General features: G+C 65.7%; 12 protein-coding genes. 10 read left to right on the top strand and 2 right to left on the bottom strand.

The features are described 5' to 3' along the window. Positions 1-125: 125 nt before the first annotated feature. From B4400_RS07625 to B4400_RS07605, 5 genes are all read left to right on the top strand, one after another. Positions 126-2774 carry a valine--tRNA ligase gene (locus B4400_RS07625; protein WP_078309156.1) on the top strand — a complete coding sequence of 883 codons (2649 nt, stop codon included), beginning with the start codon at positions 126-128 and terminating at the stop codon, positions 2772-2774. After that, positions 2771-4207, top strand: a complete 1437-nt coding sequence (folC, locus tag B4400_RS07620; RefSeq protein ID WP_078309155.1) for a bifunctional tetrahydrofolate synthase/dihydrofolate synthase — start codon at positions 2771-2773, stop codon at positions 4205-4207. The genes B4400_RS07625 and folC overlap by 4 nt, the downstream gene beginning before the upstream one ends. Further along, positions 4204-4644: a DUF4233 domain-containing protein gene (locus B4400_RS07615; protein ID WP_078309154.1), complete on the top strand. Its 441-nt coding sequence runs from the start codon at positions 4204-4206 to the stop codon at positions 4642-4644. Before folC ends, B4400_RS07615 begins: the two co-directional genes overlap by 4 nt. Positions 4645-4654: 10 nt before the next feature. Then, a complete protein-coding gene (gene ndk, locus B4400_RS07610; RefSeq protein ID WP_078298456.1) occupies positions 4655-5065 on the top strand; it encodes a nucleoside-diphosphate kinase in 411 nt (136 codons plus the stop codon). Between the two features lie 409 nt (positions 5066-5474). Next, on the top strand, positions 5475-8318 hold the full coding sequence (locus tag B4400_RS07605) for a ribonuclease E/G (protein ID WP_078309153.1): 2844 nt from the start codon (positions 5475-5477) through the stop codon (positions 8316-8318). A gap of 7 nt (positions 8319-8325) precedes the next feature. On the opposite strand, the gene B4400_RS07600 is transcribed toward B4400_RS07605, so the two are convergent. Then, the gene (locus tag B4400_RS07600) at positions 8326-8658 is read right to left on the bottom strand and encodes a heme-binding protein (RefSeq protein WP_078309410.1); all 333 of its coding nucleotides are present in this window, start codon (positions 8656-8658) and stop codon (positions 8326-8328) included. Between the two features lie 46 nt (positions 8659-8704). Continuing rightward, positions 8705-9046 (bottom strand): hypothetical protein, encoded by a 342-nt coding sequence (locus B4400_RS07595; RefSeq protein ID WP_078309152.1) that lies wholly within the window; start codon positions 9044-9046, stop codon positions 8705-8707. A gap of 314 nt (positions 9047-9360) precedes the next feature. Here B4400_RS07595 and rplU point away from each other — a divergent pair, with 314 nt between their 5' ends. From rplU to B4400_RS07570, 5 genes are all read left to right on the top strand, one after another. Further along, complete coding sequence (gene rplU / locus B4400_RS07590) at positions 9361-9672, top strand: 50S ribosomal protein L21 (RefSeq protein WP_078291167.1); 312 nt, start codon at positions 9361-9363, stop codon at positions 9670-9672. A 12-nt stretch (positions 9673-9684) separates the two neighbouring features. Beyond that, positions 9685-9942: a 50S ribosomal protein L27 gene (gene rpmA, locus B4400_RS07585; RefSeq protein WP_030095129.1), complete on the top strand. Its 258-nt coding sequence runs from the start codon at positions 9685-9687 to the stop codon at positions 9940-9942. A gap of 53 nt (positions 9943-9995) precedes the next feature. Continuing rightward, the gene (gene obgE / locus B4400_RS07580) at positions 9996-11444 is read left to right on the top strand and encodes a GTPase ObgE (RefSeq protein WP_078309151.1); all 1449 of its coding nucleotides are present in this window, start codon (positions 9996-9998) and stop codon (positions 11442-11444) included. A gap of 2 nt (positions 11445-11446) precedes the next feature. Further along, the gene (gene proB, locus B4400_RS07575; protein ID WP_170914942.1) at positions 11447-12547 is read left to right on the top strand and encodes a glutamate 5-kinase; all 1101 of its coding nucleotides are present in this window, start codon (positions 11447-11449) and stop codon (positions 12545-12547) included. A 140-nt stretch (positions 12548-12687) separates the two neighbouring features. Further along, a complete protein-coding gene (locus B4400_RS07570) occupies positions 12688-13326 on the top strand; it encodes a hypothetical protein (protein ID WP_078309149.1) in 639 nt (212 codons plus the stop codon). The last annotated feature ends 8 nt before the right edge of the window (positions 13327-13334 follow it).

Here is a 13334-nt window from a genome sequence, read left to right as displayed (position 1 = left end):
CGTCGTATCAGGGCCCGTCTTGTCTGACGGATATGACCTCGGTGTGGCGCGCGGTCCCCAACCGTGCGGTGGCGTCACGCTCGGCGCGTGAAAAGCCGTGGACCGGCAACCCTAGAATCTGATGGGTGACCCAAAGCCCTGATACGAACGCCGCCAGCTCCCTGCCCACGTCATGGGACCCGGGCGCGGTAGAGGCGGACCTCTATCAGGGCTGGGTGGACGCCGGATACTTCACCGCCGATCCCGCCAGCGCCAAGCCTGGCTACTCGATCGTGCTGCCGCCCCCGAACGTCACCGGCAGCCTGCACATGGGCCACGCGCTCGACCACACCCTCATGGACGCACTGACCCGCCGCAAACGGATGCAGGGCTACGAGGTGCTGTGGTTACCCGGTATGGATCATGCCGGTATCGCCACCCAGAGCGTGGTGGAAAAGCAGCTTGCCGTCGACGGCAAGACCAAAGAGGACTTTGGTCGCGAGCTGTTCATCGACAAGGTGTGGGACTGGAAACGCGAGTCCGGCGGCACCATCGGCGCACAGATGCGTCGACTCGGCGACGGTGTCGACTGGAGCCGCGACCGTTTCACCATGGACGAGGGTCTGTCCCGCGCGGTGCGCACCATTTTCAAGAAGCTGTTCGATGCCGGGCTGATCTACCGCGCGGAACGGCTGGTCAACTGGTCACCCGAGCTGCAAACGGCGCTGTCCGATATCGAGGTCAACCACAAGGAGATCGAGGGCGAACTGGTCTCCTTCCGGTACGGCTCCCTCGACGACAACCAGCCGCACCTGGTGGTCGCGACCACTCGTCTGGAAACGATGTTGGGTGACACCGCCATCGCGGTGCATCCCGATGACGAGCGCTACCGGCATCTCGTGGGCACCGAACTGGCGCACCCGTTCCAGGACCGATCGATACCGGTCATCGCGGACACCCATGTCGACCCCGAATTCGGCACCGGAGCCGTCAAGGTCACTCCCGCCCACGACCCGAATGACTTCGAGATCGGGCTGCGGCACAACCTGCCGATGCCCACCATCATGGACACCCACGGCAGGATCGCGGACAGCGGAACGCAATTCGACGGGATGGATCGGTTCGAGGCGCGGGTGAAGGTGCGTGAGGCGCTGGCCGAGCAGGGTCGCATTGTCGCCGAGAAGCGCCCCTACCTGCACAGCGTCGGACACTCCGAGCGCTCGGGTGAGCCCATCGAGCCACGACTTTCGATGCAGTGGTGGGTCAAGGTCGAGCCGCTGGCCAAGGCCGCGGGCGATGCGGTCCGTAACGGTGACACCGTGATTCACCCGGCCAGCCTGGAGCCGCGCTGGTTCGCCTGGGTTGACGACATGCACGACTGGTGTATCTCTCGTCAGCTGTGGTGGGGCCACCGCATCCCCATCTGGCACGGTCCAAACGGCGAGATCGTGTGCCTGGGACCGGACGAGACGGCGCCCGAGGGTTATGAGCAAGACCCTGATGTGCTCGACACCTGGTTCTCGTCGGCGCTGTGGCCGTTCTCCACGATGGGGTGGCCCGACGCCACCCCGGAACTGGAGAAGTTCTATCCCACAAGCGTTCTCGTCACCGGATACGACATCCTGTTCTTCTGGGTGGCCCGGATGATGATGTTCGGCACCTTCGTGTCCGGCGATCCCGCGCTACCCGGCGGTAAGGTGCCCTTCGAGAACGTCTTCCTGCACGGCCTGATCCGCGATCAATTCGGTCAGAAGATGAGCAAGTCCAAGGGCAACGGCATCGATCCACTGGATTGGGTGGAGGGTTTCGGCGCCGACGCACTGCGCTTCACCCTGGCCCGGGGCGCCAGCCCCGGCGGTGATCTGTCTGTGGGGGAGGACGCCGCGCGCGCCTCGCGCAACTTCACCACAAAGCTGTTCAACGCCACGCGATTCGCCCTGATCAACGGTGCGGCACTGGGCGAGCTGCCCGCCGCCGACAACCTGACCGATGCCGACCGTTGGATCTTGGGTCGCCTCGAGCAGGTGCGGGCCGCGGTGGATGCCGCGCTGGATCGTTACGAGTTCAGCGTTGCCTGCGAGGGGCTGTATCACTTCGCGTGGGACGAGTTCTGCGACTGGTACCTGGAATTGGCGAAGGTTCAGATGACCGACCGCGCCGAGGGAACCCGCATTGTGCTGGCGACCGTGCTGGACACCCTGCTGCGGCTGTTGCATCCGGTGATCCCGTTCGTCACCGAGGTGCTGTGGAAGACGGTCACCGGTCAGGAGTCGGTGGTGATCGCGGCGTGGCCGACAGGCTCCGGTGTTGCCCTGGACGGCTCCTATGACGTTGCCGTGCAGCGCATTGCCGATATGCAGAAGCTGGTGACCGAGGTGCGGCGGTTCCGCAGCGATCAGGGTCTGGGTGATCGGCAGAAGGTCGCGGCTCGTCTGGCAGGTATCCCTGAGGCCGGTCTGCAGGGACAGCTGGCCGCCGTGACATCGCTGGCCTGGCTCACCCCCGCCGAGGACGATTTCAGTCCGACGGCCTCGGTGGAGGTGCGGTTGTCCGGTGCCACCGTGACCGTCGAGGTGGACACCTCCGGCACCGTCGACCTTGAGGCGGAGCGCCGGCGGCTGGAGAAGGATCTCGCCGCCGCGCGTAAGGAACTCGACGGCACCACAAGTAAACTGGGCAACGACGCGTTCCTGGCGAAGGCACCGGATGCTGTGGTCGAGAAAATTCGTGCCCGCCAGCAGGTGGCCACCGAGGAAGTCGAGCGGATCACCGCCCGTTTGGCGGGGCTGGCGTGAGCGAGTCATTGCTTCCCGAACCCTCGCCCGACGAGATCGCGGCGCTGTTACAGATCGAGTATCTGCTCGACCAGCGTTGGCCCGAAACGAAGATCGAACCGTCGACCGACCGCATCGTCGCGTTGATGGAATTACTGGGTTCGCCCCAGCGTGCGTATCCGTGCATCCACGTCGCCGGTACCAACGGCAAGACCTCGGTGACGCGGATGATCGACGCGCTGTTGACGGCACTGCACCGGCGCACCGGCCGTACCACCAGCCCGCACCTGCAGTCGGCGGTGGAGCGCATCGCCATTGACGGTCAACCGATCTCGCCGGCGAAGTACGTGGAGATCTACTCCGAGATCGAACCGTTCGTGGAGTTGGTGGACAAGCGGTCGCAGGAGCAGGGCGGGCCCGCGATGAGCAAGTTCGAGGTGCTGGTCGCCATGGCCTTTGTAGCCTTCGCGGATGCACCCGTCGATATCGGCGTGGTGGAGGTCGGGCTGGGTGGGCGTTGGGATGCCACCAACATCGTCGACGCTCCGGTCGCCGTGATCACCCCGATAGGTATCGATCATGTCGAGTTCCTGGGCCCGGACCTCGCATCCATTGCCAACGAAAAGGCCGGAATCATCAAGCGGCACAAGCTTGATGAGATGACCGGTGAGGCAGGACCCGATACTGTCGCCGTCATCGCCCAACAGGCCCCCGAGGCGATGGAGGTGCTGCTGAGCCAAACCGTGGAAGCGGATGCGGCCGTGGCGCGGGAAGGTTCGGAGTTCTCGGTCCTGTCCCGTCAGGTGGCGGTCGGTGGCCAGGTGCTCGAGTTGCAGGGGCTGGGCGGGGTATACCCGGAGATATTCCTGCCCCTGCACGGTGAGCATCAGGCCCATAACGCGGCGGTTGCGCTGGCCGCGGTCGAGGCGTTCTTTGGTGCGGGTGCCGAACGTCAGCTCGATATCGATGCGATACGAGCGGGATTCGCGTCGGTGATCGTTCCCGGGCGGCTGGAACGCGTCCGGAGCGCCCCCGCCGTCTTCCTGGATGCCGCCCACAACCCCCATGGCGCTGCCGCTTTGGCGGCCACTCTGCAATCAGAGTTCGACTTTCGGCGTCTGGTGGGTGTCGTCAGCGTGATGGGGGACAAGGACGTCGCCGGAATCCTCGCCGCGCTCGAGCCGGCATTCGACGAGATCGTGGTGACGCACAACGGTTCGCCCCGTGCATTGGAGACGGACGCGCTGGCGGCCATCGCCCTCGAGCTCTTCGGCGAGGACCGCGTCGTCGTCGCACCCACGTTGCTCGACGCCATCGAAACCGCCACGGCAATGGTGGAAGAGGCCGCCGAAGATGGCGGAGCGGAAGGCTTTCTGGGTACCGGCATCGTGATCACCGGATCGGTTGTCACCGCGGGCGCCGCACGGACACTGTTCGGAAAGGACCCGCAGTGAGCAGTCCGGAGGATGGAATCGAACCCGGCGCGGACCTGAATGTCGCCGGCGGTGCGGCTCCGCCAGATCCTTGGCGGGGTTTTCGCGGGGTGATGGCGGGCACGCTCATCCTGGAGACGATCGTGGTGCTGCTGGCCATCCCGGTGGTGAAGATGGTGGGCGGCGGCCTCTCGCCGTTATCGCTGACATACCTCGTCGGGGTCGCCGTGGCGATGGTCCTGCTCACTGGCATGCAGGGTCGGTCGTGGGCGCTCCAGGCGAATCTGGCACTCCAGGTGGTCCTGGTGGCGGGATTCTTGGTGAACGCCGCGATCGGCTTCGTCGGCCTGTTGTTTCTCGGTGTCTGGTTGCTGATCTGGTACATGCGCAACCAGGTCCGTGACCGTCAGAGCCGCGGTGAGCTGCCGGGTCAGCAGGGGCGTACTACCGACCAGTAGGCTGTCGCCCGTGACTGAGCGGACGTTGGTTTTGATCAAGCCCGATGGTGTGCGGCGGGGACTTGTCGGTGAGGTGCTGAACCGTATTGAGCGGAAGGGCCTGACGCTGGCTGCCCTTGAGCTCAAGAATGTCGACGAGTCGCTGGCAAGCGCGCACTATGCCGAGCACAAGGAGAAGCCGTTCTTCGGCTCGCTGTTGGAATTCATCACCTCGGGGCCCGTGGTGGCGGCCGTGCTGGAGGGGCCGCGTGCTATCGCCGCCTTCCGTCAGCTCGCCGGCGGCACCGATCCCGTCGAGAAGGCCGCGACCGGCAGCATCCGCGGTGATTTCGCCCTGGAAACTCAGGAGAATCTGGTGCACGGATCCGACTCACCCGAGTCGGCGGCGCGCGAGATCGCGCTCTGGTTCCCGGCCCTCTGACCCCATCCACCTGATCTGACATCGCGAGTGTGCGGTTCGCGTCGATTTCCTGCGAAATCTCGACGTAAACCGCACACTCGCTTGGTTTTGCGGCCGTGCGGATCGCGCGGGTTCACGTCCTTGGTGCCCGTCGTCTGATTCGTATGGGATACTGAGTGTGGGCCACGGCACTTCGACTCCAATAGGGGCCGGCCGGAAACCCGAATGACGACACGGCGAGCGCGATTACCATTGCAGCACGTCAAGCCATCATTCCAGCCAGGCACCGGGTGGGTTCGGAACTGCGGTATCGCAGCGACGGATCGCTCGGAGCAAGACCACCACAAACCCGGACATCCCCGGGTACATAGAGAGAAAGCCCTCGCGTGGCCGCGTCCGAAGGACGCGCCCGGGGGCTTGAGGAGAATAAGTGGCCGACTATGAGCTACCAGAAGACCTACACACCAGCACTCCTGAAGGGGACTCCGCCGCGTTAGCGCCGGACACTCCGCAACTCCCTGCTGAGCAGGGAGAACTACCCGAGAAGCTGAGGGTGCACAGCCTCGCGCGCGTCCTCGGGACCTCCACCCGTCGCGTGCTCGACGCGCTGTCCAAGCTGGATGGGCGCGCCCGTAGCCCCCATTCGAATGTCGACAAGCAGGACGCCGCGAAGGTGCGCGAGGTGCTTGCCGGCGAGGCGGAACCCGCCACCCCGTCAGCGAGTGAGGCCCCGGCCCCGGTAGTTGCCGAGGAGCCCGCCAAGGTAGTCGCCCAGGATCCGGCCGAGGACGCTGACGCCCCGCCGACCGGGCCGATTCTTGTCGCGGAGCCGACCGTCATCGAGGCTGCCGCGGTACCGACCCCGGCGGCGGCGGGACCCACCGCGTACGACTACGGACCGCTCTTCGTGGCACCACAGGCTCCCGAGCCGCAGGAACGCCCCGCGCCCGTCGTGACCGTGACGGACAGCGCTGAGGACCCCGACGAGGACTCCGGTGACGGGGACGATTCAGACGCCGAGGATGACGGCGACCGTCCCGCGGCACGTCGCAGGCGACGGGGACGTCGTGGTCGCGGACGTGGTCGCGGCGAGCAGGCGGGCGCCGATGGGGCAGAGGAATCCGATACCGAGGGTGGCGAGGCCACCGATGGTGAAGATGCTGCCGAGGACGCCGATGCTGACTCCGCCGCCGAGGGTGACGAGTCGAACGCTGAGGATGGCGACACGCCCGAGGGCGCCAGCCGCCGTCGGCGCCGCCGTCGCAGGCGCAAGGCCGGAAGTGGTGACGACGGCGATAGCGCCTCGGATGACGATCCGCCGAACACCGTTGTGCATGAACGCAAACCACGCGCTGAGCGCGCCGAGCGCGGCGACGAGATTCAGGGTATTTCCGGATCTACCCGTCTGGAGGCCAAGCGTCAGCGCCGCCGTGACGGACGTGATGCCGGACGGCGCCGCCCGCCGATCCTGACCGAGGCGGAGTTCTTGGCCCGGCGTGAGGCCGTCGACCGGGTGATGGTGGTGCGGGACAAGACCCGTACGGAACCGCCGCACGAGGGCGCCCGGTACACGCAGATCGCCGTCCTGGAGGACGGTGTGCTCGTCGAGCATTTCGTGACGTCGGCCGCGTCCGCGTCGCTGGTGGGCAACATCTACCTCGGTGTCGTGCAGAACGTGCTGCCGTCGATGGAGGCCGCCTTCGTCGACATCGGCCGTGGTCGCAACGGAGTGCTGTATGCCGGTGAGGTCAACTGGGAGGCCGCCGGTCTCGGCGGCTCCAACCGCAAGATCGAGCAGGCACTCAAGTCGGGCGACTACGTCCTGGTCCAGGTCAGCAAGGACCCGGTGGGGCATAAGGGTGCCCGACTGACCACGCAGATCTCGCTGGCGGGCCGTTATCTGGTGTACGTACCGGGTGCGTCGTCGACGGGAATCAGCCGCAAGCTCCCCGACACCGAGCGGCAGCGTCTCAAGGAGATTCTGCGGGATATCGTCCCCTCGGACGCCGGTGTCATTATTCGCACCGCGTCAGAAGGTGTGCGAGAAGACGACATTCGCGCCGATGTGCAGCGCCTGCAGGAGCAGTGGCAGGACATTGAGCAGCGTTCCACCGAACTCACGTCGAAGGCATCCGGGGCCGCCATGGCGCTCTACGAGGAGCCCGACGTACTGGTCAAGGTGGTTCGTGACCTGTTCAACGAGGACTTCTCCAAGCTCATCATCGAGGGCGATGTGGCCTGGGGCACGATCGACGATTACGTGAAAAGCGTTGCCCCCGATCTTCTTTCGCGCATCAATCGATATGAGCCGACCGACGGTCCGGACGTTTTCGCGGTGCATCGCATCGACGAGCAGTTGGCCAAGGCGCTCGACCGCAAGGTGTGGCTGCCCTCGGGTGGCACCCTCGTCATCGATCGCACCGAGGCCATGACGGTTGTCGACGTCAACACCGGCAAGTTCACCGGTGCCGGCGGCAACCTGGAGGAGACGGTCACCCGCAACAACCTGGAAGCCGCCGAGGAAACCGTCCGGCAGTTGCGCCTGCGCGATGTCGGCGGAATCGTCGTCATCGACTTCATCGACATGGTGCTCGAATCCAACCGGGACCTGGTGCTGCGGCGGCTCACCGAGGCGTTGGGACGCGATCGCACGCGCCACCAGGTATCCGAGGTGACCTCGCTGGGGCTGGTGCAGCTGACCCGCAAGAAGCTCGGCACGGGCCTGATTGAGGCGTTCTCGTCGACCTGTGCCCATTGCGCGGGCCGGGGCATCGTGCTGCATGTCGACCCCGTCGATAACGCGGGCGCGGCTGCAGGGGGAACCAAGAAGGCCGAAACCGGCCGCCGTACCAAGCGTTCCCGCAAGGGCAAGGCGGATGAGCCCGAAGTGGTGGTCGTCCGCACTCCACCCCACCCGCAGGGTGAACACCCGATGTTCAGGGCGATGGCCGCCGCCAATGGCCACCACGAAGATGGGGAAGACGGCGACGTGGCCGAGGACGTGCTGGACAACGACGTGATCGATGAGGTCGACGAGATTGTCGAGGCCGTCCGGAGCGCGGAGACTCCGGATATCTCGAATGGTGAACCCGAGCCCGCCGACGGTGATGCCACACCGGAGATCGAGGCCGAGAACGCACCCGAGGTGGCCGCGGAAGAGTCAGACGAGCCCGTAGCACCGGTCGCCGACCCTGAACCGGCCGCCAAGGCGCCCACGCGTCCCCGGCGGAGACGGTCGGCCGCGCGCGCCGCGGGGCCTCCGGTCGACCACTAGGCCGCTGCTAGTTGCAGCGTTCCCGGAAATCCCCAAGCGGTCGGCGGATCTCCTGTAGATCGGCCTTCACCTGGGGATTCTCGTCCAGATATTGGCGGGCCTTCTCGCGTACCTGGTCTTTGGGCTGGCCCTTGAGGCCCGTAAAGAAGTCGTTCACCTCCGGATGTGTGAACAGGTACGTCGAGGTGGCCGCGGAGACACCTGTCGCGACACCCGCTAGATCCGCGGCCGTGCAGTTGGGCAGGGGATCGGCGGCGGCCGTGACGGCTCCGTTCAGTACCAGCGCGGCGGCGACGCCGAGCAGTCCAGCGGCCATCCCGCGAGCGGCCCAAGCTGTCATCATCACTCCTCTGTAGTCGAATTGATCACTGCTGGAACGGTATTGATCAGCGCGGCCCACCGATGCCGCCTCCACCACCTGGACGACCCGGACGCCCGAAATCGGGCGGTGGCGACGGGTTGACGGTGGGCGGTGGCGGCGAGTCGTGACTAGATCCGAGGATGACGTCCATTCCCCAGTTGTCGCAGTACCAGTCGTTCTCGCAGGGGTACGGAACATACGGCGTCGAGGACGTAGTACTGCCGCCTCCTCGGACATCACCCTGCGCGCACAGGGTGGTTCCGTTGGCGTTGACGCACTCGGCCGCCGACGGCGGGGCGGCGATGACGCCGAGCGCCGGTAGCAGGATCGCCATGCTGGCCGAGAGGACGCACCGAATCGTTCGCACCGCCGTACCTCCGCACGTCGAGGAGTGGATCGCCCGCCGATCTGTACGGTTATCTGCGGATGTCCAGGCTCAGTGAGGCGAGTGTAGTTCCGATCACACCCGGCACGAGTGCGATTGGGGTTCCGGCATCGCCGAACAAGGGGTGCCGGTTTGACCCTTAGCCCGCTGGTCACGTAGCCTTGAGCAGTTGTCACGAGGCTTCCGGCCCGCGACATGCGGGCTAGCGGAAGAACCGAGCGGGCCCACCCACGATCCAGATGCGCCAGCCGACCTGGTTGCGCGCGTCCGAAGAGCAGAGCAGAGGTAGCGCAACGATGGCGACGTACGCAATCGTCAAGACCGGTGGCAAGCAGTACAAGGTTGCCGTCGGTGACGTGTTGAAGGTCGAGAAGATCGAATCGGAGCCCGGCTCCTCGGTGCAGCTGCCCGTCGCTCTGGTCGTGGACGGCGCCACCGTCACCACTGACGCAGACAAGCTGGCCAAGGTGGCTGTGACCGGGGAGATCCTCGAGCACACCAAGGGCCCGAAGATTCGCATCCACAAGTTCAAGAACAAGACCGGCTACCACAAGCGGCAGGGTCACCGTCAGCCGTTGACCGTGCTCAAGGTCACCGGGATCAAGTAGAGGATTTGACTCATGGCACACAAGAAGGGCGCGTCTAGCTCGCGCAACGGTCGTGACTCCGCCGCACAGCGGCTCGGCGTCAAGCGGTTCGGTGGCCAGCTCGTCAAGGCCGGCGAGATCCTGGTCCGTCAGCGCGGCACTCACTTCCACCCCGGCGTGAACGTCGGGCGTGGCGGCGACGACACCCTGTTCGCGACCTCCGCGGGCACCGTCGAGTTCGGCGCCCGCCGTGGCCGCCGGGTCGTCAACATCCTCCCGGTCGACGCTTAATTGGTGTTCTGTGTTCGGTATGACCGAGCACAGAACAGTGTGAAGGAGGCTTAATGCCTCGTTTTGTTGACCGTGTTGTCATCCATGCCAAGGCAGGTACCGGCGGTCATGGCTGCGCTTCGGTGCATCGCGAGAAGTTCAAACCACTCGGTGGCCCCGATGGCGGCAATGGTGGTCGTGGCGGCAGCGTGATTCTCGAAGTGGACCCGCAGGTGCATACCTTGCTGGACTTCCACTTCCATCCCCACCTGCAGGCACCCAACGGTACGCAGGGCATGGGTGGCCACCGCAGCGGTTCCAACGGCGACGACCTGATTCTCCGGGTGCCCGACGGCACCGTTGTGCTCGATGACGACGGCCGGATCCTTGCCGACTTGGTCGGCGCCGGTACGCGTTTCGACGCGGCCGCCGGTGGCCGGGGCGGACTGGGCAATGCCGCGTTGGCATCTCGTGCCCGTAAGGCCCCCGGATTCGCCTTGCTCGGTGAGGCCGGAGCCGAAGCCGACCTCACTCTCGAACTGAAAACCGTCGCCGATGTTGGGCTGGTCGGGTTCCCGTCGGCGGGTAAATCGTCTCTGGTCTCGGTGCTTTCGGCCGCAAAGCCGAAGATCGCCGACTATCCGTTCACGACATTGGTACCCAACCTGGGCGTGGTGACCACCGGCGAGCACTCCTTTGTGATGGCCGACGTCCCCGGTCTGATTCCCGGTGCGGCCGACGGGCGCGGGCTGGGTCTGGAGTTCCTGCGTCATATCGAGCGCTGCGCGGTGCTGGTTCACGTTGTCGACTGCGCGACGCTGGAACCCGGCCGCGACCCAGTTTCCGATATCGACGCCCTGGAAAATGAGTTGGCGCGGTATCAACCGACGTTGCAAGCTGATTCTGTGTTGGGTGACCTGGCCGACCGGCCTCGTGCGGTGGTGCTCAATAAGGTCGACGTGCCGGAGGCCGCCGAGCTTGCCGACTTTGTCACCGAAGAGGTCTCCAAGCGCGGCTGGCCGGTCTTCAAGGTGTCCACGTTGACCCGGGATGGGTTACGGCCGTTGACCTTCGCTCTGTGGGAGATGATCCAGGCGGCCCGCGCCGCACAGCCCACACAGGTGAAGACCCGTGCGGTGATTCGGCCTATCCCGGTCGATGAGAGTGGCTTCACCGTGATCCCCGACGCGGAGAACCCCGGCGGATTCGTGGTGCGCGGAGTGCGCCCCGAACGCTGGATTCGTCAGACCAACTTCGAAAACGACGAGGCCGTGGGCTATCTCGGCGACCGGCTGGCACGCCTGGGCGTCGAAGATCAGCTGCTCAAGCTGGGTGCACAACCCGGCTGCGCGGTCACCATCGGCGACATGACCTTCGATTGGGAACCGCAGACTCCGGCGGGTGTCGATGTGACCCTCAGCGGGCGCGGCACCGATTCACGTATCGACAAGATCGATCGTGTGGGTGCGTCCGAGCGTCGCCAGGCCCGGCGGGTGCGCCGCGGGCAGGTAGAGCCGGAGTGAACATGGGTGCGCAGGCACGCCAAGCAATTCAGGCGGCACGCACCGTCGTTGTGAAGGTCGGCACCGCCGCCCTCACCGATGCGACCGGAACATTCAGTGCCGACCGGATGGAGTACCTCGTCGAGGCCATCGAGGGCCGGATGAAGGCCGGGTCCGATGTGGTGATCGTGTCTTCGGGAGCGATCGCGGCCGGCATGGTTCCGCTCGGATTAACCAAGCGCCCCACGGATTTGGCGACCAAGCAGGCAGCCGCCAGCGCGGGCCAGGTCGCGCTCATCAGTGCCTGGAGCGCGGCCTTCGCGCGTTATCAACGCACCGTGGGCCAGGTGCTGTTGACCGCCCACGACATCTCCATGCGTGTGCATCACACCAACGCCCAGCGCACTCTCGACAGGCTGCGGACATTGCACGCGGTGGCCGTCGTGAACGAGAACGACACCGTGGCCACCAACGAGATTCGCTTCGGGGATAACGACCGCCTGTCGGCGCTCGTCGCTCATCTCGTGGGTGCTGACGCACTGGTGTTGCTTTCCGACATCGATGGGCTGTACGACTCTGACCCCCGAAAGGGAAACGCGCGCTTCATTTCCGAGGTAGGTGGACCGGCGGATCTGGACGGTGTGATCGCCGGGCCGGGTGGTTCCCGCGGCACCGGGGGAATGGCATCGAAGCTCTCGTCGGCGCTGTTGGCCGCGGATGCCGGTGTCCCGGTGTTGCTGGCTTCGGCGACCGAGGCTGAGGCGGCCTTGGGGGACGGCTCCTGCGGAACAGTCTTCGCCGCGCGACCGCAACGCATGTCGGCACGCAAGTTCTGGGTGCGCTATGCGGCCGAGGCGACCGGCTCGCTGAGCCTCGACGCGGGTGCCGTGCGCGCGGTGGTGGCATCGCGCCGTTCCTTGCTGCCCGCCGGAATCACCGAGGTGTCCGGGCGCTTCCACGGCGGCGATGTCGTCGAACTTCGCGATGCCGAGGGCGCGATGGTCGGCCGTGGCGTGGTGGCCTATGACGCCGCCGAACTGGCGACCATGCTGGGCCGTTCCACCAGCGAGCTTCCCGAGGATCTGCGGCGCCCCGCAGTGCATGCCGACGACCTCGTCACCTGAGCGCTTCGCGCCTTGCCCGAAAGAGTGGCGCATCGCCACGGCGCCTGATAGAAATTGTCAGCTGGTTCACAGCTTGGGGTAGATTCCCCAATTTCGACGCGGCGTGTACTTTGCGCTGGTCCGGCACGGAGGGGGTATCGATGGCAGGGCGGTCGATCGGGTTTGTGAGTGCGGTGGCGATTGCGCTGGGGGCGGTGACATCGTCAGCCGTCGCCGCGGCGACATCGACCGACGAAAGCCAGATCCGGCAGGTGGTTGCCGCCGAGCTGACCGCACTGCGGGCGCTCGATCCCGCTGCCTACGCACAGAACTTCTGTGCCGAGTATCGCGACGCCTACGAGGCGTGGGTGCAGCGGAACATCACGCCGCCGCCTTTCGAGGATCTTGAGGGAGCCAATCCGAAGCGACTGACTTCGGTGCTGCGCAAGAACTTCCCCACGGTGTCGGCTATCGCGATCCAGGCTTTCGTCAACGCCGCCGCCGAAGGTGATCGGGATGCGTATCACCAGGCGTGGCTCGGGATTCTGCGGGAAGAGTTCTCCCACTACTCATATCGAGTGCGGCAGGTGCAAGTCACCGGCGACCAGGCCGATGTGACCGTTCAGGCCACACTGGCCAAGGCGTCGGGCACCGTCCAATGGCAGTTCCTCCGTGAGAGCGGCGACTGGATGGACTGCACGCCTCCTCCGGCCGCATCCGATTCCGCAGCGCCCTCCCTGAAGGGTGAGGTGCCCCAAGGACTTCTCGGTGACATCGGTGATGTGCGTGCAGCGGGGTAGCGACGATG

Source organism: Mycobacterium sp. D16Q13 (assembly GCF_002013375.1).
Lineage (GTDB): Bacteria > Actinomycetota > Actinomycetes > Mycobacteriales > Mycobacteriaceae > Mycobacterium.
The sequence above is the reverse complement of the archived record's forward strand: the minus strand, read 5'-3'. Positions and strand labels throughout refer to the sequence as shown.

Bases quoted from the DNA above. Each gene is read 5' to 3' on its own strand.
- B4400_RS07600 (WP_078309410.1), bottom strand. From the start codon at position 8,658: ATGACAGCTTGGGCCGCTCGCGGGATGGCCGCTGGACTGCTCGGCGTC.
- rplU (WP_078291167.1), top strand. From the start codon at position 9,361: ATGGCGACGTACGCAATCGTCAAGACCGGTGGCAAGCAGTACAAGGTT.
- rpmA (WP_030095129.1), top strand. From the start codon at position 9,685: ATGGCACACAAGAAGGGCGCGTCTAGCTCGCGCAACGGTCGTGACTCC.
- obgE (WP_078309151.1), top strand. From the start codon at position 9,996: ATGCCTCGTTTTGTTGACCGTGTTGTCATCCATGCCAAGGCAGGTACC.
- proB (WP_170914942.1), top strand. From the start codon at position 11,447: ATGGGTGCGCAGGCACGCCAAGCAATTCAGGCGGCACGCACCGTCGTT.
- B4400_RS07570 (WP_078309149.1), top strand. From the start codon at position 12,688: ATGGCAGGGCGGTCGATCGGGTTTGTGAGTGCGGTGGCGATTGCGCTG.